20 protein-coding genes are annotated in these 19,231 nt (G+C 57.5%); 6 read left to right on the forward strand and 14 right to left on the reverse strand.

Annotation, left to right across the window (positions count from 1 at the left end; genetic code table 11):
- Positions 1 to 46: 46 nt before the first annotated feature.
- The 11 genes from cysG to BLW66_RS15030 form a co-directional block, all read right to left on the reverse strand.
- The gene (gene cysG / locus BLW66_RS14980) at positions 47 to 1,438 is read right to left on the reverse strand and encodes a siroheme synthase CysG (protein WP_089947968.1); all 1,392 of its coding nucleotides are present in this window, start codon (positions 1,436 to 1,438) and stop codon (positions 47 to 49) included.
- Positions 1,435 to 2,376: a glycosyl transferase family protein gene (locus BLW66_RS14985; protein WP_089947969.1), complete on the reverse strand. Its 942-nt coding sequence runs from the start codon at positions 2,374 to 2,376 to the stop codon at positions 1,435 to 1,437. The genes cysG and BLW66_RS14985 overlap by 4 nt, the downstream gene beginning before the upstream one ends.
- Positions 2,373 to 4,952 carry a nitrate reductase gene (locus tag BLW66_RS14990; RefSeq protein ID WP_089947970.1) on the reverse strand — a complete coding sequence of 860 codons (2,580 nt, stop codon included), beginning with the start codon at positions 4,950 to 4,952 and terminating at the stop codon, positions 2,373 to 2,375. Before BLW66_RS14990 ends, BLW66_RS14985 begins: the two co-directional genes overlap by 4 nt.
- Positions 4,949 to 5,296, reverse strand: a complete 348-nt coding sequence (gene nirD / locus BLW66_RS14995) for a nitrite reductase small subunit NirD (RefSeq protein WP_089947971.1) — start codon at positions 5,294 to 5,296, stop codon at positions 4,949 to 4,951. The genes BLW66_RS14990 and nirD overlap by 4 nt, the downstream gene beginning before the upstream one ends.
- Positions 5,293 to 7,719: a nitrite reductase large subunit NirB gene (nirB, locus tag BLW66_RS15000; RefSeq protein ID WP_089947972.1), complete on the reverse strand. Its 2,427-nt coding sequence runs from the start codon at positions 7,717 to 7,719 to the stop codon at positions 5,293 to 5,295. The genes nirD and nirB overlap by 4 nt, the downstream gene beginning before the upstream one ends.
- 3 nt (positions 7,720 to 7,722) lie before the next feature.
- Positions 7,723 to 9,399, reverse strand: a complete 1,677-nt coding sequence (locus BLW66_RS15005) for an ABC transporter ATP-binding protein (protein ID WP_170833496.1) — start codon at positions 9,397 to 9,399, stop codon at positions 7,723 to 7,725.
- 5 nt (positions 9,400 to 9,404) lie between these two features.
- On the reverse strand, positions 9,405 to 10,478 hold the full coding sequence (locus tag BLW66_RS15010) for an ABC transporter permease (protein ID WP_089947974.1): 1,074 nt from the start codon (positions 10,476 to 10,478) through the stop codon (positions 9,405 to 9,407).
- 70 nt (positions 10,479 to 10,548) lie between these two features.
- Complete coding sequence (locus BLW66_RS15015) at positions 10,549 to 11,916, reverse strand: CmpA/NrtA family ABC transporter substrate-binding protein (RefSeq protein WP_089947975.1); 1,368 nt, start codon at positions 11,914 to 11,916, stop codon at positions 10,549 to 10,551.
- Positions 11,917 to 12,138: 222 nt separating this feature from the next.
- Positions 12,139 to 13,326 (reverse strand): CmpA/NrtA family ABC transporter substrate-binding protein, encoded by a 1,188-nt coding sequence (locus BLW66_RS15020; RefSeq protein WP_089947976.1) that lies wholly within the window; start codon positions 13,324 to 13,326, stop codon positions 12,139 to 12,141.
- Positions 13,323 to 13,907 (reverse strand): ANTAR domain-containing response regulator, encoded by a 585-nt coding sequence (locus BLW66_RS15025; RefSeq protein WP_089947977.1) that lies wholly within the window; start codon positions 13,905 to 13,907, stop codon positions 13,323 to 13,325. Before BLW66_RS15025 ends, BLW66_RS15020 begins: the two co-directional genes overlap by 4 nt.
- Before the next feature lie 179 nt (positions 13,908 to 14,086).
- Positions 14,087 to 15,169 carry an AI-2E family transporter gene (locus BLW66_RS15030; RefSeq protein ID WP_089947978.1) on the reverse strand — a complete coding sequence of 361 codons (1,083 nt, stop codon included), beginning with the start codon at positions 15,167 to 15,169 and terminating at the stop codon, positions 14,087 to 14,089.
- A 245-nt stretch (positions 15,170 to 15,414) separates the two neighbouring features.
- Between BLW66_RS15030 and BLW66_RS17810 the strand changes: the two genes are divergently transcribed.
- Together BLW66_RS17810 and BLW66_RS15035 are read left to right on the forward strand one after the other, a co-directional pair.
- Positions 15,415 to 15,558 (forward strand): entericidin A/B family lipoprotein, encoded by a 144-nt coding sequence (locus BLW66_RS17810; RefSeq protein WP_211664280.1) that lies wholly within the window; start codon positions 15,415 to 15,417, stop codon positions 15,556 to 15,558.
- Between the two features lie 124 nt (positions 15,559 to 15,682).
- Positions 15,683 to 15,874, forward strand: a complete 192-nt coding sequence (locus BLW66_RS15035; RefSeq protein ID WP_170833497.1) for a PLDc N-terminal domain-containing protein — start codon at positions 15,683 to 15,685, stop codon at positions 15,872 to 15,874.
- Between the two features lie 160 nt (positions 15,875 to 16,034).
- Here the strand turns inward: BLW66_RS15035 and BLW66_RS15040 are convergent, their stop codons facing one another.
- Positions 16,035 to 16,361: a phage holin family protein gene (locus tag BLW66_RS15040; protein WP_089947979.1), complete on the reverse strand. Its 327-nt coding sequence runs from the start codon at positions 16,359 to 16,361 to the stop codon at positions 16,035 to 16,037.
- A 1-nt stretch (position 16,362) separates the two neighbouring features.
- On the reverse strand, positions 16,363 to 16,695 hold the full coding sequence (locus BLW66_RS15045; RefSeq protein ID WP_170833498.1) for a DUF883 family protein: 333 nt from the start codon (positions 16,693 to 16,695) through the stop codon (positions 16,363 to 16,365).
- Between the two features lie 164 nt (positions 16,696 to 16,859).
- Here BLW66_RS15045 and BLW66_RS15050 point away from each other — a divergent pair, with 164 nt between their 5' ends.
- Both BLW66_RS15050 and BLW66_RS15055 read left to right on the forward strand, forming a co-directional pair.
- On the forward strand, positions 16,860 to 17,024 hold the full coding sequence (locus tag BLW66_RS15050; RefSeq protein WP_089947981.1) for a DUF1328 domain-containing protein: 165 nt from the start codon (positions 16,860 to 16,862) through the stop codon (positions 17,022 to 17,024).
- Positions 17,025 to 17,063: 39 nt separating this feature from the next.
- Complete coding sequence (locus tag BLW66_RS15055; RefSeq protein WP_089947982.1) at positions 17,064 to 17,561, forward strand: Dps family protein; 498 nt, start codon at positions 17,064 to 17,066, stop codon at positions 17,559 to 17,561.
- Between the two features lie 41 nt (positions 17,562 to 17,602).
- Here the strand turns inward: BLW66_RS15055 and BLW66_RS15060 are convergent, their stop codons facing one another.
- A complete protein-coding gene (locus tag BLW66_RS15060) occupies positions 17,603 to 18,406 on the reverse strand; it encodes a response regulator (protein ID WP_089947983.1) in 804 nt (267 codons plus the stop codon).
- 96 nt (positions 18,407 to 18,502) lie between these two features.
- Here BLW66_RS15060 and BLW66_RS15065 point away from each other — a divergent pair, with 96 nt between their 5' ends.
- Positions 18,503 to 18,667: a NepR family anti-sigma factor gene (locus BLW66_RS15065; RefSeq protein WP_089947984.1), complete on the forward strand. Its 165-nt coding sequence runs from the start codon at positions 18,503 to 18,505 to the stop codon at positions 18,665 to 18,667.
- Positions 18,664 to 19,230: an RNA polymerase sigma factor gene (locus BLW66_RS15070; protein WP_394199765.1), complete on the forward strand. Its 567-nt coding sequence runs from the start codon at positions 18,664 to 18,666 to the stop codon at positions 19,228 to 19,230. The genes BLW66_RS15065 and BLW66_RS15070 overlap by 4 nt, the downstream gene beginning before the upstream one ends.
- The last annotated feature ends 1 nt before the right edge of the window (position 19,231 follow it).

A 19,231-nucleotide genomic window follows, 5' to 3' on the forward strand; every position in this document is an offset into this window, starting at 1 on the left:
TAGTAAGCTTATGGCTGGAAGGCTACGACTTCCAGTAGTGATGAGCTTACATTCGCACGACTACATCGCATTCCTGTACCGCGACCATGGATCGCGGCCATGTCAGAAACAGAATGGCAGGGTTGGAGATATCGTTCTCTGCGATGGTTTGAACAAGCGTTCTTGCCGAGCATCGCGCAATTACTTGGTCTTTTTGCTGCGCGCGCGACACGATGTCGACGGTGATGTGGTCGTCAAGGCCAGCGTCGATCAGTCCTTGCGCAATTTTAGCGGATGCACCCACCCCCATGTAGACCGCCACACGTGTTCCGGGCCTCAGCGCGTCTAGCCATGCATGGTCTTGATCCGCAGCTTCAGACCGCCCTGTCGCCAGCACCAGCGTGTCGCAGGTGCCTCGTTCGGTAAGGAACCCGCCCAACGCCGCAGAGGCAGCACTGGCGGCCGTGACCCCTGGTACGATTTCGAAGGGGATGTTCGCAGCCTTCAAAGCATCCGCTTCCTCCACCCCGCGCGCGAAGACACCTGGATCGCCGCATTTCAACCGCACAACCCGCTTCCCTTGACGTGCGGCGGTGACAAGAACACCTGTAATTTTATGCTGTGGCCAGTGATGACAGCCCGGCGATTTGCCGACGTAGACGCGTTCCGCGTCGCGACGTGCAAGGTCAAGGACGTCAGGCGCGATCAGGCGGTCGTAGAAAATAATGTCCGCTTCTTGCAGCCGTTGAACGCCGCGCAGTGTGATCAGGTCTGCCGCGCCCGAGCCAGCCCCCACTAACGCGACTGAGCCGCCGCGCTCTTGATCAAATGTCTCGGTGTCGATGGCAGCCTTGATCATTTGCGCCGCTTCGCGTTCACCTCCCTGCGCATGGGTATTGCGTGGAGGCCCCGTAAACACCCAACGCCACAAATCACGGCGCGCGCGCGGGGCGAGGCGGGCATTGGCGCGGCTGCGAAGTCTGCCGGCGAGTGCTGCAAGATCCCCAAGACGAGGCTCTAGAATTTCCTCAAGCCGCGTTTTTATTTGGCGGGCGAGGACAGGCGCGGTGCCCTCGGTTCCGATCGCGACAACGACGGGAGAACGGTCAACAATAGAGGGCGTGAGCGCATCGCAGAGATGCGGCTGGTCTACGACGTTGACGGTCGCCCCGACGGATTTGGCGAGCCCATGCAAGCAAACGTCTGTAGCAGGGCAGCCGGTGGCGACGAACACCAACATCGCGTCTTGGAAGTCATCAGGCGTGATTGGTCCCGGTCTCCAAACGATCCGTCCTTCGGCACACAGTCCCGCCAGCTCGGGTTCAAGCGTGGGAGCGAGCACCGTGATCGCGGCTTCTGTCTTGAGGATTAACCGGCACTTCTGCGCCGCTTGCTCGCCACCACCTGCGATAATGACGCGACGACCCTGTGTTTGCAAAAACATGGGAAAGGTCTTCATCCTGCTCTCCTTGTTATGGAATGGCGCTGGCTCCAAAGCTCGGCCGCGTATGCAGTTGCTTTTGGCATAGATGTGGTCGTGTCCACGGCGCGCAGGGCAAGCGCCGCGGTGCCTATGACGGTAGCGGATGCGAAAGCATCCTCTAGAGAGCCACCCCACAGCGCGGCGATATCCACTGGGTGGTCTGGCGCGTGCAAGCGGCGCGTTTCCGGCAGTATGGGCGGTACGATCTCTTCCACGTCCTGACCGTTGCGAAGGCCGAAGACGGCGATATCCTTAGAGGGGTTCCGCTCGAATTCGCCTCCACCACCCTTGATGACTGTCAGGTTCACATCGCCGAGAAGTGCAGCGGCGCGCGACTGCAAACCACGATAGGACGGGTGAAAAACACCCTGTACGGACGCGGTTGCGCCCGCAGGGTTCCACATTCGCAGGACAGTGTTGACGCAGCTCCGCAACCCAAACGTATCGCGCAGGTTCAGGAGTGCGAAGGCCCTAGGGCTCAGGGCTTCCAAAGGTAGGTAGGCCAGCCCGTCGCCTTCCAGCCGCAAAGCGCTGAGTACCTCGCGCACATCTGCCGCCGGACCTTGGTGCGCGTTCCATCCGTGGAGTGTGACAGAGTACCCCGCCTGTGCCACCAACTTGGCGGCGAGCAAAAACAGCGGCGCGCCGCGTGTTCGACCGGCGGCGTAGCAAGGCCAGTCCAGATCAGGGGTTGGCAGTTGCGGCGTCGTTGCGCGTAAGGCGCAGGTAAACCCCGCGATTTCCGCATCTGTTTCGCCGCGTAGGCGCAGCACCATGAGCAACGCACCAACGGCTTCGGGTTCGGCGTCGCCGGCGAGGATCAATGCCATCGCTTGCCTTGCCTCATCAAAGGTCAATGTGCGGGCGCGCCCTTTCCCCCGTGCTACGATGCGAACAAAGGGCGTAAGGGTCATTGTGCGATCTCTGGCTGGCGCATGTCTTCGATGAGGCGGGCGAGTTCAGGCTTGCACGAGCCGCAGTTAGTACCGGCGCAGGTGGCCGCCCCCAAGGCATCGACGCTATTTGCCCCCGCGCTGATCGCACTACGAAGCGTGTTCACACCGATGTTGAGGCAGGCACAGATCGTCGCACCCGGATCTGGCTGATCGGCGCCACTTCGACCTGCAAGTGCCCGAAGTGCAGGGACGGAGGTCCCGATGAGCGATACAGCATAGCTGCGCGACAACGAAACCGGAGAAGGGCTGGAAAATAGCACTCCGGTTAGGTGGTCGCCATCGTGAAACGCTAAGCGCCCATATCGCCCGTCTCGGCCAAGCACTTGTGACATGGTACACCCCTCAACATCCATGACGGTGCGCGCGAAGCCTTCCCAGCTTTCAGGTGTGTGGAGACCGGCAAACTCGGCTTGCCATCCGGTGCGGGTTCGCGCGACGGCGGCATAATCGCCATCGGCGCGTATCGGCATGGAAGACACCGCATAGCCGAACCATGTTGCCGCGAATTTACGTGCTGTGACCTTGTTGGTTTTCGATGCAGGCTGCCCTGATACGGGGTCCACGACAGGCGCGGCGAGGGCGTTCACCCACCCCGCGCTGCTCTGCTGGCGGGTCCAGTGCATAGGCGTGAACAGTTGACCTTTCGCCGTGCGTTCCGTGATCAAAGCGCGCACGACCGATTTGCCGTTAGGGCCGAGCAACTCGACGAGATCGTCGGGAGAGACGGACAAATCTGCCGCATCCTTCGGGTGAATCTCGACGTAAGGTTCGGCGAGATGGGCACCTAGGCGGGGAGCCTTTCCGCTGCGGGTCATCGTGTGCCACTGGTCGCGGTTGCGCCCTGTGTTGAGGGTGAATACGTCCTTGGTACGGGGTGCCGGCGCACTGATCGGCAGCATTCTTGCCTTGCCGTCAGGGTGGTAGAACTTACCGTCAGCGAAGAACCGCATGTCGTTGCGGGGCCATTGCGTGGGAACAAGCTTGGCGTAATCGGCATCGGCAAAAATACTGAGATCAAGGTCGCGTCCAAAGGTCATTGTTGCCGCAGCAGACGCGATATATTCCGCAAACACATCGGCTGGCGTGGCGAAATTGAAGGCGTCCTTCCAGCCCATTCGCGCCGCGACCTCGCAGATGATCTGCCAATCGGGGCGCGCTTCACCAGGTGCAGGTAGGAACGCGCGTTGCCGTGATATTCGGCGCTCGGAATTGGTGACCGTGCCATCCTTCTCGCCCCACCCTGTCGCGGGTAAAAGGACGTCGGCGAGGTCGCCGGTATCGGTGCGCGCCATGATGTCGGAAACCGCCACAAAAGGCACGTTTGAGATCGCTTTGGCCACCCCGTCGGCGTCCGGCAGGCTGACCGCCGGATTGGTGGACATGATCCAGAGCGCTTTGATCTTCCCATCGGCGCAGCCTTTGAACAGGTCCACGGCTTTCAGGCCTTGGTGGGTTGGGATAGTTGGGCTGTTCCAAAATGTCTGCACCGCCTCGCGATGCTCAGGGTTTTCTATATCCAGATGGTTTGCGAGCATGTTCGCCATGCCACCCACCTCGCGCCCGCCCATCGCATTGGGCTGCCCTGTCACCGAAAACGGCCCACACCCCGGCTTGCCGATCCGCCCCGTAGCGAGGTGACAGTTTAAGATCGCATTAACCTTGTCGGTCCCGCACTCGGACTGGTTCACACCTTGGGAATAGACTGTGACGACCTTTTCGGTGCGGGACCACAGGTTGAAGAACTCAAGCAGTTCCGCTTGTGACAATCCGCTGTCACGCGGGTTCCCCTGTTGAGCCTGCGCAATCGTGGGGGCTGCGCCCGAGACGTGATCGCGCAGGTATCTCTCATTAAGAGCGCCGTTTTGCGCCAAGTGCGACAGCAGCCCATTGAACAACGCGATGTCACCGTCCGGCACGATCCGCAAATGCGTGTCGGCCAGCGCCGAAGTCGCCGTCTTGCGCGGGTCGATATTGATCACCCTCATATCAGGGCGAAGGGCTTTCGCAGCGGCTATCCGCTGGTGCAAAACAGGGTGACACCACGCAAGGTTGGACCCGACCAACACGATTAGCTCAGCGTGTTCCAGATCATCGTATGTGCCCGGAACCGTGTCTGTGCCAAAGGCGCGCTTGTGCCCCGCGACCGAGGACGCCATACACAACCGTGAATTAGTGTCGATATTCGCGGAGCCGATGAAGCCTTTCATCAACTTGTTGGCGACGTAATAGTCTTCGGTCAGGAGTTGACCTGAGACATAGAACGCCACGCTATCCGGCCCATGGTCGCGGATGGCAGTGCTGAACGCTTGGGCAACGGCGTCAAGCGCGTCGGTCCAATTCGCATCACACCCGTTGACTTGTGGCGCAAGCAGGCGACCTTGCAGGTCCAGGGTTTCCCCAAGTGCAGTTCCTTTCGAACACAAACGACCAAAGTTTGCTGGATGTTCCGTGTCTCCCTTGATGGTGCCATCGGCCCCAGCCAGAATACCGCAACCCACGCCGCAGTAGGGGCACGTCGTTCGTGTCAGCGTCATGCGACACCCCGGTGTGTGAGGAGCGACGCATCTATTTGGATGCGACCATCGACGACCTTGGCGGGGTAGGTGGCTACCTGTCCGGTGTCGGCGCCCTGTGCTGCACCGGTTTCTAATGAAATGACCCAGTTGTGCAGCGGACAGGTCACGGCCTTCCCATGCACGATGCCGTCAGCAAGGGGGCCGTTCTTGTGCGGGCAGGCGTTGTCGAGCGCATAAACCTCGTCAATTCCGGTACGGAAGACCGCGACACACCCATGCGCGGTCTTGATTAAGCGCGCGCCGCGCTGAGGTACCGCGTCCAAGGCTGCGATATCGATCCAGTTGTCCGATTGGGCACTCATTCTGCGGCCTCCAAGGTCAGGTCGGCGAGGGGACGATACGTTTCCGATTTTGCGACATGCTGGGCCCAAGGGTCTTTGCGATAAACGGTTTGGGAATGCTCGAAACGCGCCTTGAGCGCCGTGCGTTTGTCTAGGTCAGCAACGCTTTCCTTGACCCAGTCGAGGCCGACTTTGGCCACCCATTTATAGATGCGATCCAGATACTTAGCGTTTTCCCGATACAGTTGCGTAACGGCTTTGACGACGTCGATCACCTCCGCCTCCGTTTTGACCTGACAGAGCGGCTCCGTTTCGCGCACGTCCATGCCCGCAGCCCCACCTATGCTGATCTGGTAGCCGCTATCGACGCAAACGATGCCTATATCCTTACAGGTTGCTTCCGCGCAGTTGCGCGGGCATCCAGATACACCCAGCTTCAGCTTGTGCGGGGTCCAAGAGCCCCACAGGGTCTTCTCCAGCTTTATGCCCAGCCCTGTGCTGTCTTGGGTTCCAAACCGACAGTGATCAGTGCCGACGCAGGTTTTCACCGTGCGCAAACCTTTGGAGTACGCATGGCCCGACACCATGCCCGCGTTGTTAAGGTCTTCCCAAATGGCGGGGAGGTCCTCCCCCTTGACGCCAAGCAAATCAATGCGCTGCCCACCGGTGACTTTAACTGTTGGAACGGCGAATTTGTCGGCGGCGTCAGCGATGGCACGCAGCTCATCCGGGGTGGTGATGCCGCCCCACATCCGCGGCACGACGCTGAAGGTGCCGTCTTTCTGGATGTTCGCGTGTTTGCGCTCGTTGATGAACCTTGATTGCGGGTCATCTGTGTATTCCATGGGCCAATCGGCCAGCAGATAGAAATTCAACGCGGGGCGACAGATGTGGCAACCGCAGGAGGTCTTCCATCCACACTCTTGCCAGACGGCAGGCATTGATTTCAGCTCTCGGCTTTTGATCATGCGACGCACGTCTTCGTGGGTCATATCGGTGCACCCGCAGATGGATGCGGCGGCTGGTGCGATAAACTCATCGCCTAATGTTACCGCCAGCACCTGTTCCACCAAGCCGGTGCATGTGCCGCATGATCCGGACGCTTTTGTCACTGCACGCACTGCGCCCAAGTCGGTTGCGCCTGCGTGTACTGCATCTTCGATCTGACCTTTGCAAATGCCGTTGCAGCCGCAAATTTCCACATCACGCGGTAAGGCTGCAACGGCTGAGAGCGGGTCCGAGGGGGCGCCCCCTTGAAAAGCGGGACCGTAGATCAACGTCTCTCGCATGTCAGAGATGTCGGTCTTGTCGCGAATTAGCCCGAAGAACCAGTTACTGTCGGCGGTGTCGCCGTACATGACGGCACCGACAACTATGTTGTCCTCCAATACTAACCGGCGGTAAACGCCGCGGGCTGGGTCGCGGAACACGATGTCCTCGCGCCCCTCGGCCTCTGCAAAGTCGCCCGCGCTAAACAGATCGCAACCCGTCACCTTAAGCTTTGTCGACAGCTCTTTCGGGGTGAACACATCCGGTACGCCCATCAACGTTTTGGCCACCACTTTAGCCTGATCGTAGAGCGGTGCGACCAGACCAAAGAGCTGCCCGTCAAACTCGACGCATTCGCCAATCGCTATGATATCGGGATCAGAGGTTTCCATCTGCGCGTTGACCTCAACACCGCGCGCAACGCTCAGGCCCGCGTCCGTCGCAAGCCGTGTTTCGGGCCGGATGCCAACCGCCATGACGACGAGGTCTGCATCAAGCGTCTCGCCGTCATCGAGGAGCACGGCTTCGACACGGGTTGTTCCAAGAATAGCGGTTGTTGAGGCTTGGCACTTCACGGTGATGCCGCGCTTTTCAAGGTCTCGGCGTAGCAAAAAGCCAGCGGCTTCATCCAGCTGGCGTTCCATCAAATGGCCCATCAGATGTAAGACAGTGACGTCCATGCCGCGCTCGGCCAAACCTGCGGCCGCTTCCAGCCCCAAAAGGCCGCCGCCAATAACGACCGCCTTGCCACCGCTTTTGGCGGCATCAATCATGGCATTTGTGTCGTCCAAGTCGCGGTAGGTGACAACGCCGTCCAAGTCCTTGCCCGGCACCGGAATGATGAAAGGGGCAGAGCCGGTCGCGATGAGGAGCTTGTCATAAGGCACTGTGCCTTCTGTACTGGTAACAGTCTTGGCCGCGCGGTCGATTGACGTGATCGGCGTGCCAAAGTGACAGGTCACACCTTGTGTTGTGTACCATTCCGCATTGTGGGTCACGATGTCGTCGTAGGTTTTCTCGCCAGACAACACAGGAGACAGCATAATCCGGTTATAGTTGCCGCGCGCTTCGGCGTTGAACAATGTCACGTAGTAGTCGGCATTGGCCTCAAAGAGATGTTCGAGTACACGACCGGACGCCATTCCAGCTCCAATAACTACAAGCTTCTGTGTCATGTCTTACTCCGCCGCTATGTTTGTGGGTTTCGGTTTTGGTTTTGCGCCGTGTTCGTACTCCTCAAGGAAGTCGAGGACCTCAGCGCGGTAGGTGTAGTAGTCGGGGTGTTCCAAAAGCGCCTTGCGGGTGCGTGGGCGTGGTAGTTTGACGTCGGTTATCTTCCCGATCGTTGCCTGTGGCCCGTTGGTCATCATCACAACGCGGTCCGCCAACAAAATGGCCTCGTCAACGTCATGGGTGACACAGATTGCGGTGACCTTGGTGCGCGACCAGACCTCCATCAGAACTTCTTGCAGCTCCCATCGGGTGAGACTGTCGAGCATGCCAAACGGTTCATCCAACAGCAGAAGTTTCGGCGATAGCGCGAAGGCACGTGCAATCCCGACCCGCTGCTTCATGCCGTTGGACATGGACGAGGCCTGCTTGTCCATGCTGTCGGCTAGGCCGACCCGTTCCAAATAGTACTCGATCACGTCCCGCCGCTCCGCCTGGGAGGCGCGCGGGTAGACCTTGTGCACGCCGACGGCGACATTTTCTTTGGCGGTGAGCCAAGGAAACAGGTTGGGCGATTGGAACACGACCGCGCGTTCGGGATCAGCGCCTTCTACGTCCCAGCCATCTAGGCGAATTGCACCCTTGGAAATAGGGTTCAGCCCTGCGGCCATGGTCAGAACCGTTGACTTGCCGCAGCCGGAGTGGCCGATCAGGCTGATAAACTCGCCCTTGTTGATCTTGAGGTCGAAGTCCTCGACGACGGTCAGCGGGCCTTTGGGGGTCGGATAAATTTTATGCAGCTTCGAGAAGGTTAAGTAGCGTTCCTCCAAGCTGCTATCTTGTGCTTTGGCGACGGCCGCGGGCACAGAATGAATCGGCGTGACTTGGGGCAGGTGGCGTGTGCTTTCAACCTTGGCCGCGATGCCAACATCCATGAGGTATTTTGTAACCTCAGACCGAAGCGCCTTGAAGGTCGCGTCGTGGTTCATCGCCGCGCGGTAACGGGGACGCGGGATATCGACGGTCACCGGATCGGCCAGTGTTCCGTCGGGATTGAGCGGGATAATCCGGTCGGCGAGAAGTATGGCCTCGTCCACGTCATTTGTGATCAAGATGCAGGTCTTCTTGTCCTGCTCCCAAATGTCGAGGATCTCGTCGGCGAGGTTGGCACGGCTCAACGCGTCGAGGGCGCTAAGCGGCTCATCCAACAGCAGCATTTCGGGGCTCATGGCTAAAGCACGCGCGACAGATACCCGCTGACGCATCCCGCCTGACAATTCGGACGGGCGGCGGTCCACGGCATGCGACAGCCCGACCATGTTGACGTAGTGCTCGATTTTTTCGCGGCGTTCTGCGCGCGACAGTTTAGGAAAGACGGCATCCACGGCCAGCCCCACGTTGCCGCCGACAGTGAGCCACGGCATAAGTGAATAACTTTGGAAGACCAGTCCGCGTTCTGGCCCTGGTCCAGTGATCTCAGCCCCTTTGAATTTGACCGAGCCCGTATCTGGGAACTCTAATCCGGCGATGAGGTTCATCAGCGTGGACTTTCCAGTGCCAGAGAAGCCGAGGATTGCCACGAATTCCCCCTCCGCCACAGTCAGGTTGATATCCCTGAGGACTTCGGTGTGTGCCGCGCCCTCGCTGAAGCCTTTGCTGACGTTGGTGAGTGTTAAAATGCCCATATCAATCACCGGTTCTCTGAGAATGTGAACATGGATTGCAGTGCGAACATCACGCGATCCAAAAGGAACCCGATGATTCCGATGGTGAAGACTGCCACCATGATTTTGGCCAAGGACTGTGACGACCCGTTTTGGAATTCGTCCCAGACGAATTTGCCAAGGCCGGGGTTTTGCGCCAACATTTCAGCGGCGATCAAGACCATCCATCCGACGCCGAGGCTCAGGCGCAATCCGGTGAAGATCAATGGCAATGCAGAGGGCAACACCAGCTTGGTGATCTTCGCGTATGTGCCCATTTTTAACACTTTGGACACGCTCACCAAATCCCTGTCGATGGAGGACACGCCGAGCGCTGTGTTGATCAGCGTGGGCCAGAGCGAGCAGAGCGTGACCGTGATTGCAGACACAAGAAATGACTTGGAGAACATTCCGTCATTGGTGGCGTAGGCGGCAGAAACGACCATGGTTACGATGGGGAGCCACGCGAGCGGGCTGACCGGTTTGAAGATTTGAATGATCGGGTTGATTGCGGCGTTCGCCGTTGGTGACAGCCCCGCAACAATTCCCAACGGGATTGCGATGAGTGACCCGATCAGGAAGCCAAAAAACACGGTTTTGATCGAGGTCCAAATTTGCTGGTAGTAGGTCGGCTTGCCAGTGTACGCCCGCTCGCGCACCTTGTCGTCTTTGCCTTCCGCGATAAGCTTTGCGTTGCGTTGGTCTTGCCGCTCGTAGAACGCGGCTTCCTTTTCGCGTTCCCGAACAGCATCTGCGTTCAGATTGATCGCCTGCGCCCAAACCTGAGCAGGGTTTGGAATTGCCCCAAGCGACGTTTGCACCGTCGGGGCTAGCGCCGCCCATGCAGAGATGAAAAGGCCAATCGCCAGAACAGGTATTCCTAATAGGCGCCAGATTTCCGAAAGCTGCGCGCGTGGATTATCTCCGGCGGCGGCTTTCAGCAGCGGTGTTATCCATGCGAGGCCGAGCACTTTAAACCATGCGTCGGCTTTGTTGATCCGCGTAAAGCGACGGGCGCGGCGTGCCTCTGCGTCAAGGGTACTTGGGTCAATAGCGGTCATATTTGAACCTGTGTTCTGGAGGTTTTGATCAGGTGAAGCACCCGCCCCAAGGCGCCGGGACGGGTGGGGCTTAGTTCTGGATTGTGGAGCCGGCGATGGTTTGATCGCCCTTCAAGCCTATCGGTAGGCTATCTAGGTAGGCGTTCGGGGTGCGTCCGTCGTAAGCAATGGCGTCAATGACATGGTCCGCGGGGGTAGGTGCCTTAAAGCCGTCGCTGTCCCAAGGGAAGTCCGCTTCCTCCGCCATCCCGTCATCTACCAAGAGGCGCGCGGCCTTCAGGTAGATGTCTGGTTGGTAGACAGATTGCGCGGTCTCAAAAAACCATTCGTCGGACTTGGGTTCGGCAATTTGGCCCCAACGGCGCATCTGGGTCAGATACCAGATCGCGTCCGAATAGAACGGGTAAGTTGCGTTGTAGCGAAAGAATACGTTGAAGTCGGGGACGTCCCTTACATCGCCTTTCTCGTACTCAAAGGTACCTGTCATGGAGTTGGCGATGACCTCAGCATCCGCGCCAACGTATTCTGAACGCGCCAGAATCTCGACCGCATCCTCGCGGTTCGCATTTTCGTTTTCGTCCAGCCAGATTGCGGCACGGATCAGCGCTTTGGTAAGCGCGATGGTGGTGTTGGGGTTTTCCTCGGCGAACTCAGCGGAGAGGCCGAACACCTTCTCAGGATTGTTGCGCCAAATTTCGTAGTCGGTGATGACCGGAACGCCGATGTTTTTGAATACGGCCTGCTGGTTCCAAGGCTCCCCCACGCAGTAGCCGAAGATCGTACCGGCTTCCATTGTGGACGGCATTTGGGGCGGGGGCGTTACACTTAAATAGACATCCGCACCGATCTGGCCGCTCACGTCATCGGGAGAGTAGTAACCCGGCTCCAAGCCACCAGCGGCCAGCCAGTAGCGCAGTTCGTAATTGTGGGTCGATACAGGGAAGACCATACCCATGTTGAAGGGGACGCCCTGGTCCTGATAATCCTTAACCACTGGCGCCAAGGCGGCGGCGCTGATCGGGTGCTGTGGGCGACCATCATCCATGAGCGGAACATGGGGGCGCATTTGCTCCCATATGTCATTGGAGACGGTGATGCCGTTTCCGTTCAGATCCATCGAAAACGGCGTGATGATATGGGCCTGCGTTCCATACCCGATGGTCGCGGCCAGCGGTTGCCCCGCCAACATATGCGCACCGTCCAACTGCCCGTCGATCACACCATCCAGCAAAACTTTCCAGTTTGCCTGCGCTTCCAAGGTGACAAACAACCCCTCGTCCTCGAAGTACCCGTTTTCATAAGCGATTGCCAAAGGGGCCATGTCGGTCAGCTTGATGAAACCAAGCGTCAGCTCGTCTTTTTCAAGGTCCAGCATTTCTGCCATCACGGGGCTTGTGCAGAAAGCTGTCGAGGCGAGTAGCCATTTGAGTTTTTTCATTGTCTTGATCCCTGTGGAAACGCAAAAAGCCGCACGATTGCTGCATGCGGTGGCGGTGCATGCACAATCGAGCGGCTTTGCTCTAAATTTGTTAGCTGGCGGCTTTGTCAGCTGGTACAGGCTTCTTTGCCTTAGCGTTGATATTGAAGCACTGGCGCGAGGTTCGCTACCTTTCGGCTCTTGCCTTTGCAGCATATTTTGCCGCGATGCAGCATGTGCCAGTTATTTGGGCACCTCTGGAGCGTCAGAGTCGAAAATCGCGCCGTTGAAGAACCGATCCGGCCCAAGAATCATCTCGCCCATGGTGGACGATACGGCTGTCGGACCGTCCATCGCGCCCTCAGGTTTGTGCGATGCTTTGGGCACGTTGGCACCGATGGGCGCTAACGCCTCGCGGTATATGTCGCTACGGAAACAGGCTTGTGCGATGGCTCGTGACGAGGCGCGGTCGAGGTTGTGCCAACGCGACAAGACGTCAGCTATCCAACTGGCCTGACTACGCCAAGGAAAGTTTGCGGCACCCTTGTGAAAGGTGACGAAGTCATTCGTCTGCTGTGGGGTTTGCCCCAGATTTGTAACGATCCGCCCAGTTAGGGCTGGGTCAATGGTGTGGTCCGGCAGGTCTAAGTGCTGGCTTCTCGCAAGGATTTCAATGGCGAGGGGGGTGTTTTCGGGGCGTTCCAACCAACTGGCGGCTTTGAAGATGGCACGTATCATGGCGTGGCATAGCGCGGGGTTCTGCGTTGCCCAATTGCTTTGAGCGCCGAGTACCTTCTCTGGGGAGAACTGCCAAACTCTGGATCCGGGTAAGACCAGCGTCGCGCCGCTCTGCTGTACCGCGACCGATCCCCAAGGTTCCCCGACACAGAACATGTCTAGATCGCCGTGGCGCACGGCATCGGCCATTTTCGGGGGCGGCACGGTGACGATCTCAATGTGTTCTGGGTGGAGGTGGGGTGTCTGCAGCAGCCATGTTTCGAGCAGCATCCGGTGCATCGAAAAGGGGAAGGGGACACCGATACGGAGCGGGGTCTTGCCAGCAGCTAGGATTGCACGCGACGTCGCGAATGGATCTGAAAACGTGTTCTTCCAGCCCGTTTCCTGCATCCGGCGGTTCAAGCTCTCGGATACACCAATAACGGTGCCATTGACCGAAAGAACCATTAGAACATCAATTTGTGACGCTACCCCGCCCAGCCCCAGAGACATCGCAATGGGCATTGGCGACAGCATATGCGCAAAGTCAATCTGTCCGAAGGCCAGCATATCGCGGAGCGCAGACCAAGACGGTTGCCGAACCAGAGTTAAATCGAGGCCTTCCTGCGCGGCGAATTTCAACTCCTTCGCGATAATCAGAGGTGCACAATCCACCAGCGGAAGGTACCCACAGCGAACCTCAACTGCTTTCATTGCAAAAGCTCCGCCGCCGTCACCAAGGCCGTGGCGACGTCAATGACTTTGCGGCCCTGACCCATCGCGGTCTTTCGCAATAAGGTATAGGCCTCTTCCTCTGAAATATTGCGCGCGCGGATGAGCAGCCCTTTGGCGCGGTCGATTACTTTGCGGTCCGACAGTGCTTGTTTGGCCGCATCCAACTCTGACTGCATCTTTGCGAACATCCGGAAGCGGGCAATGGCAGTTTCCAAAACCGGCTTGATGCGGTCCTTTTGCAATCCGTTCACCACGTAGGCGCTTAAACCCGCTGAGATTGCAGCCTGCGTCATCTGCTCGTCCGTGTGATCGACAAACATTGCAACGGGCCGGTTGCGTGCGTTGGTGACAAGGCTGAGATGTTCAAGGGTGTCGCGGTCGGGGTCCGCCAGATCAATAAGGATGATATCGGGGTCTCGCTGTTTCACGGCGCCTTCGATCGCGTCGGGGGAAGATATGACGGTGACATCACCCCAGCCGCCATCCAGCAACGCATCGACAATCTCATGCGCTTTTGTCTTGTCCCGCTCTACGACGAGTATGGTCAGATCTGTCTGCACCCCAACTGGGTAGCGGCAATTGCGTCAGGCAGCGCCGATACTTAGGCTGTTTAAGTGCGTGCCATTGGAGTTGCCTAGTATCTTTGCTCTATTGCAGCGCTATGGATAAGGAATGGGCGTTTTAGGAACGGGCTTCCCTGCGTACGCAGACTACCGCCTTACGCTCTTCGCCATCGCCGCTACCTCTTCGGGTTGGAGTTGAGAGGTCGCTCCGCTGACGACAGGAAGTTGCCCACAATGGCAAGGTCGTCGAAGTTGTCACATACGACCTTGAAGACGAGCAAGAACGGCACCGCAACGATGACGCCTGCAATCCCCCAAATCCACCCCCAAAGAACGACGGTAAGGAACACTGCAACAATATTAAGCTCCATGCGACGGCCCACAATGTAGGGCGTCACGAATTGCGCCTCGGACGTTGTCAGCAGCTGATAAGCAACGGGCGCAAGAAAAGCGTAAGTTAAGCTGTCAAACGTCACGATTGAATAAGCCGCGATAAGCACGGTCCCAATGATGCCGCCCAGAACTGGGACGTAATTCAGCAAAAACGCTGCGATCCCCCAGACATAGGCGTACTCCAGACCAATGGCCCACAAAGCCAATGTGACCGCTATGCCGAGCCCCGCGTTGATCAAGGTGATCGTGAACAAGTAGCCCGAGACTTGTCGTTCAATGTCGTAGACCGTGCTTAGGGCCCGCTTCTTGCCGGTCAGGGTGGGGAAAGACTGAACGATTTTGGTGTAAAACAAGTCGCCGGACGCCAACAAAAACAGTGTCAGGATCAGCGCAACACCAATTGACGTCACGGTGCTGGCGGCAACTGTTACTGCGGAGTTTAGAAGGCTAGGGGGCTTTACGGCGACTTTCTGGGTGGTGTCCGCCTCTGCCTCTGTCGCCATTTCCTCTATGTCTTTCGAGGTTTTCTGGACGACTTCTAACGCCTCGCTAACGCCGCTCAGCTTTTGTTTCAGCTGTTGCGCGATGGCTGGGGCGTCATTCGTCCACTCAGCGACGGTGCCACCAGCGAAAAATATGGCCAGAACAATGCCCGCAGCTGCGACCAAGACAAGTAGGGTGGCAGAGATCCCAGCTGGGACTCCGATGCGCTGAATAGACCGGTTTACCGGACTAAGTGTCAGCGCCAAAAGGAATCCCAGCAGGACGGGAAGTATGAGCTCGCGGGCGTGGTAGGCAACAACGAACACAGAAATCGTCGCCAGTACCGCAAGGCTGCGACGTATCGCTTTGAGGTCGTTGGTCACAGGATCGCCCGCACAGTCTTAGCGAAGCCCAAGGAATGACAAGATTGCGAGTACAACCACTACAAGGCCGACGATGTAAATAATTCTGTTCATGATGGTCCCTCTTTTCTAAGCGCCGGATCATTCCAGGCGTCGCTCCACAACGCCGTCAGCAAAATTTGGTTCCCACTAAATTTGAAGAGCAGTGACCTCGGAACCTCATCTGCCCCTACTGCATTTACCCCGAAACAATGAAGGAGACTATGATGAAGACCCTACATCTATCGGCTGCAGCTGTCGCGTTGTTCTTACTCGGTGCATGCGAGACCATCGACGGCGCAGGCCGCGATATAAGTCGCGCAGGCAGTGTAGTCAGTGACGCCGCACGGGACGTTCAGGACGATCTTTAATCACGTGGCGCGTCGACGTCGTCGCTGTGCCGAGAGGCCAGATCGCTAGCGAAAAACGAAATAGTTCGGGAACGTAAAGTGATGGTCACGCGTTAGTGAGCATACTCATAGAAGGAAACTAAGCATGTTGGAATATTCTGGAATAGGCGGCATTCTGATTTTGGTCCTCGACATTTGGGCCATCGTATCAATCATCGGATCTCGTGAAAGCACAGGCGCGAAAGTTCTGTGGACACTTCTTGTCCTGCTCTTGCCCATCGTCGGCTTCGTCATCTGGTTCGTCGCTGGGCCACGGTCCTCCGGCCGCACCGTATAGCGCAACCTCGCCACGCTAGTTAAAGGGCCGCCTGCCGAGATGCAGGCGGCCCTTTGTACTTGGCGTGGGGTACTTGGCGCGGGGGCATCGAATAAAAATAACCGCGCCAAGAACTGGCGCGGTGCTTTGGTTTTCTAGTGGCGCTGGTCGGGACTACGCTCTAGCGTCGCTGGGCCTGCGCCCCTGCTTGCATGCCTTGTAAGAAAGCCTGCATCAGCGGTGGCGGCTGTGACGATGCTGGCGTGGGCGTCGCGTGGTGTGTCTCGACTTTTCGAGCCGAAGAGAGGCCCATGAGGATTAATCCCAGCCCGACATATGCGCCGCCTATAACGAGCGCTGCTGTCATAGCATCAGCGATGAGAGTTACATACATCCATGCAGCCGCCGTCAGAAATCCGAGCCCGACGGCCAGCATCAGGCCGCCAAGAGACGACAGCGCGACCTTCCGCGCTGCCGTCTTGGCCTTATATTCGATTGCCTCAAACATCTCAGCGACGGTTGCTGATCATACCGATCAGGAAGCCTGCGCCCGCTGCAATGGCGAGAGCCGTTGCTGGCTGTTTTGTCACGAAATCGTTGGCTTGGTTCTGCAGTTCCGCCGCTTGGTCGCGTACTTTACTAAGGTGTTCCGCACCTTTGGCGCGGGCAGCTTCTGCTGATGCGTTTGCGGCGTCGGACAGCTCTGCGGCCTTCCCTTTACCCATCGACGCGATAGCGTTGGTCAAGCCGCTAAGGTCTGCTTTCAAAGCTGCGATTTGCGCGGATACGTCTTCTGCGTCTGCTGTGTTCAACTGTTCAATTTTAGAAGATGAGCGTGCCATGTGAAGCATCCTTGTTTTCTGTTTCATTCACCACTCAACGCGAGCACTGGCCGCAGTGTTCCGGATATTTGAAAAGAAAAACTATGGAACTGCTCAGCGGGGCTCTTGGTTGAGACGACATGAGAGACTTCAACGCCATCAATTTTGACTGAAAGGAAAACACCATGCTACATTGGGCCCTGATCTTCTTCGTTGTCGCAATAATCGCGGGGGTTTTCGGATTTGGCGGCATCGCCAGCGCATCGGCCGGGATCGCACAGATCCTGTTCTTCATCTTCCTCGCGTTGTTCGCCGTCACCTTGATCGCCCGACTGGTGCGTAAGGTCTGAACCTAGACGAGCCTAGCCAAACAAGCAGAAGGAAATATCATGTCAGAGACACTAAGCATTATCCCCGAAGCCGCCGAAATCAATAGCGGTGTCCGCAGCCCCGCGTCCATTGCGGAAGGTCTACGAGACGTATTGGCCGACACGTATCGCCTGACGTTCAAGACGCACGCCTACCATTGGAATGTGGAAGGGCCACTGTTCTTCTCGCTGCACAACATAACCGAGGCGCAGTATGAAGACATGTTCGCCGCAGCGGACGAGCTTGCCGAGCGTATGCGTGCGCTGGGTCAGCTTGCACCAATGACCATGGCAGAGATCATGGACAACTCGATCATCGAAGATTTGGCTGAGACACCAAGTGCGGGCGAAATGTGTATAGATCTGAGCCGCGACCACGAGAGGGTAGCGCACCGGCTGCATGCACTAATCAAGCTAGCAGGCGACAAGAACGATCCGGTGACGGAAGATCTAGCGACCGCACGGTCGGCGTTCCATGAGAAGGCGTCTTGGATGTTGAAGGCGCTATCAGCTAAGTAACGTGAAAAAGCCCCGCCAGATTTGGCGGGGCTTTCTTTAGCTTATGTTTTGAGTGTTTGAGTAGAAGCGAAGAACATCGCTTGGCTCACTGCAGATCTTACCTGCTCGTCGTTGAACGGCTTGGTGATAAGGAAGGCTGGCTCGTGCTTCTCGCCCGTCAGCAGACGCTCTGGGAAAGCCGTGATGAAGATCACCGGCACATCGCCGAGTTTCTCGATCAGGTCGTTAACCGCGTCGATGCCCGAGGAGTTATCGGCAAGCTGGATATCCGCAAGAATGAGGTCCGGCTTCTCTTTGGTGCCCAAGCTTACGGCCTCAGTCCGCGTGCGCGCGATGCCGACTACGTCGTGGCCAAGCTGCTCCACGATGGCTTCGATGTCGTCAGCAATGATTGGCTCGTCTTCGATGATCATCACGCGGCCTGTGACGCTTTCAAGCATCTCGCGTTTGGCGATCACGATCAATTCTTCTGCTTCGGCCTGTTCGACGCCCATGACGCTGGCCACCTGCGCAAAGCTCAACTCTTCAATTGTGTTCAGCAAAAGTGCTTCGCGGGTGTTTGCTGTCAAATCTTGCAAGTGGTCTTGTGCAGCGGCACGTGGCCCACTTTCCTGGACCTCTACCGGCGCACCCGAACTTGTCCAAATACCGTGAAATACCTTGAAGAGACCGACGCGCGCGTCTTCGACTTCGTCGAAAACGGTGGCATCGTGAAGAATTGCCTCTAAGGTCGCGACAGCGTATGCGTCACCGCTGCTCTGGCTTCCGGTCAGCGCACGGCCGTACCGGCGCAAAAACGGAAGATGTGTTCCGATCAGTTCAGACCTATCTATGCTGTCAGACATTTTTTTCCCTTGTTCAAAGTTTTTTCGGAACTTAACGCGCAGAATGAGAGTTTGGTTCCGAACACAGTGTAATATTATTGAAGGACGCGATGCCTCATGACGAATGACGAGAAGAAGATACGAGGCGAAAAGCAAATAGACGAAAACCTGAAGCGGGTCTACGAGGAAGTTGTAAATGAAGAGCTTCCTGACCGGTTCAAGGACTTGCTTTCCCAACTAAAGTCGCAAAGTACTGGCGGCGGATCGGATGCGTCGCGATGAACGTTTTGGCTGCGTCTGACCCACGCGAAGAGCTGGTGGAACACCTTCCTGCTCTCAGGGCTTTTGCCATCAGCTTGACCCGCAACCCTGCCACAGCAGATGACATGGTGCAGGACACCATCGTCAAGGCGTGGACAAACATCGATAAGTTCCAACTCGGTACAAACCTGCGGGCTTGGCTGTTCACCATCCTGCGCAACACCTTCTACTCCAGCCGTCGCAAACTTAATCGCGAAGTATCCGACGGTGAGGGCGTTTTCACAGAGACACTGGCTGTGAAGCCCTCGCACGATGGCAACTTACAGATGACAGACTTCAAGAAGGCATTCGCCCTATTGAATGACGAGCAGCGTGAGGCGCTTGTTCTGGTCGGCGCATCAGGGTTTTCGTATGAAGAAGCGGCGGAGACCTGCGGTGTTGCCGTCGGCACGATCAAAAGCCGCGTAAACCGCGGTCGGGCACGCCTAAGTGAGCTGTTAAACCTAAAAGATGACGAGACGCTGGAACTTACCGATAATGCGACGATGGCGGTGCTCTCCGCTAGCGGCGCGTCTCCAGTTTAAA

This window comes from Litoreibacter albidus, assembly GCF_900107015.1.
Taxonomy (GTDB): Bacteria; Pseudomonadota; Alphaproteobacteria; order Rhodobacterales; family Rhodobacteraceae; genus Litoreibacter; species Litoreibacter albidus.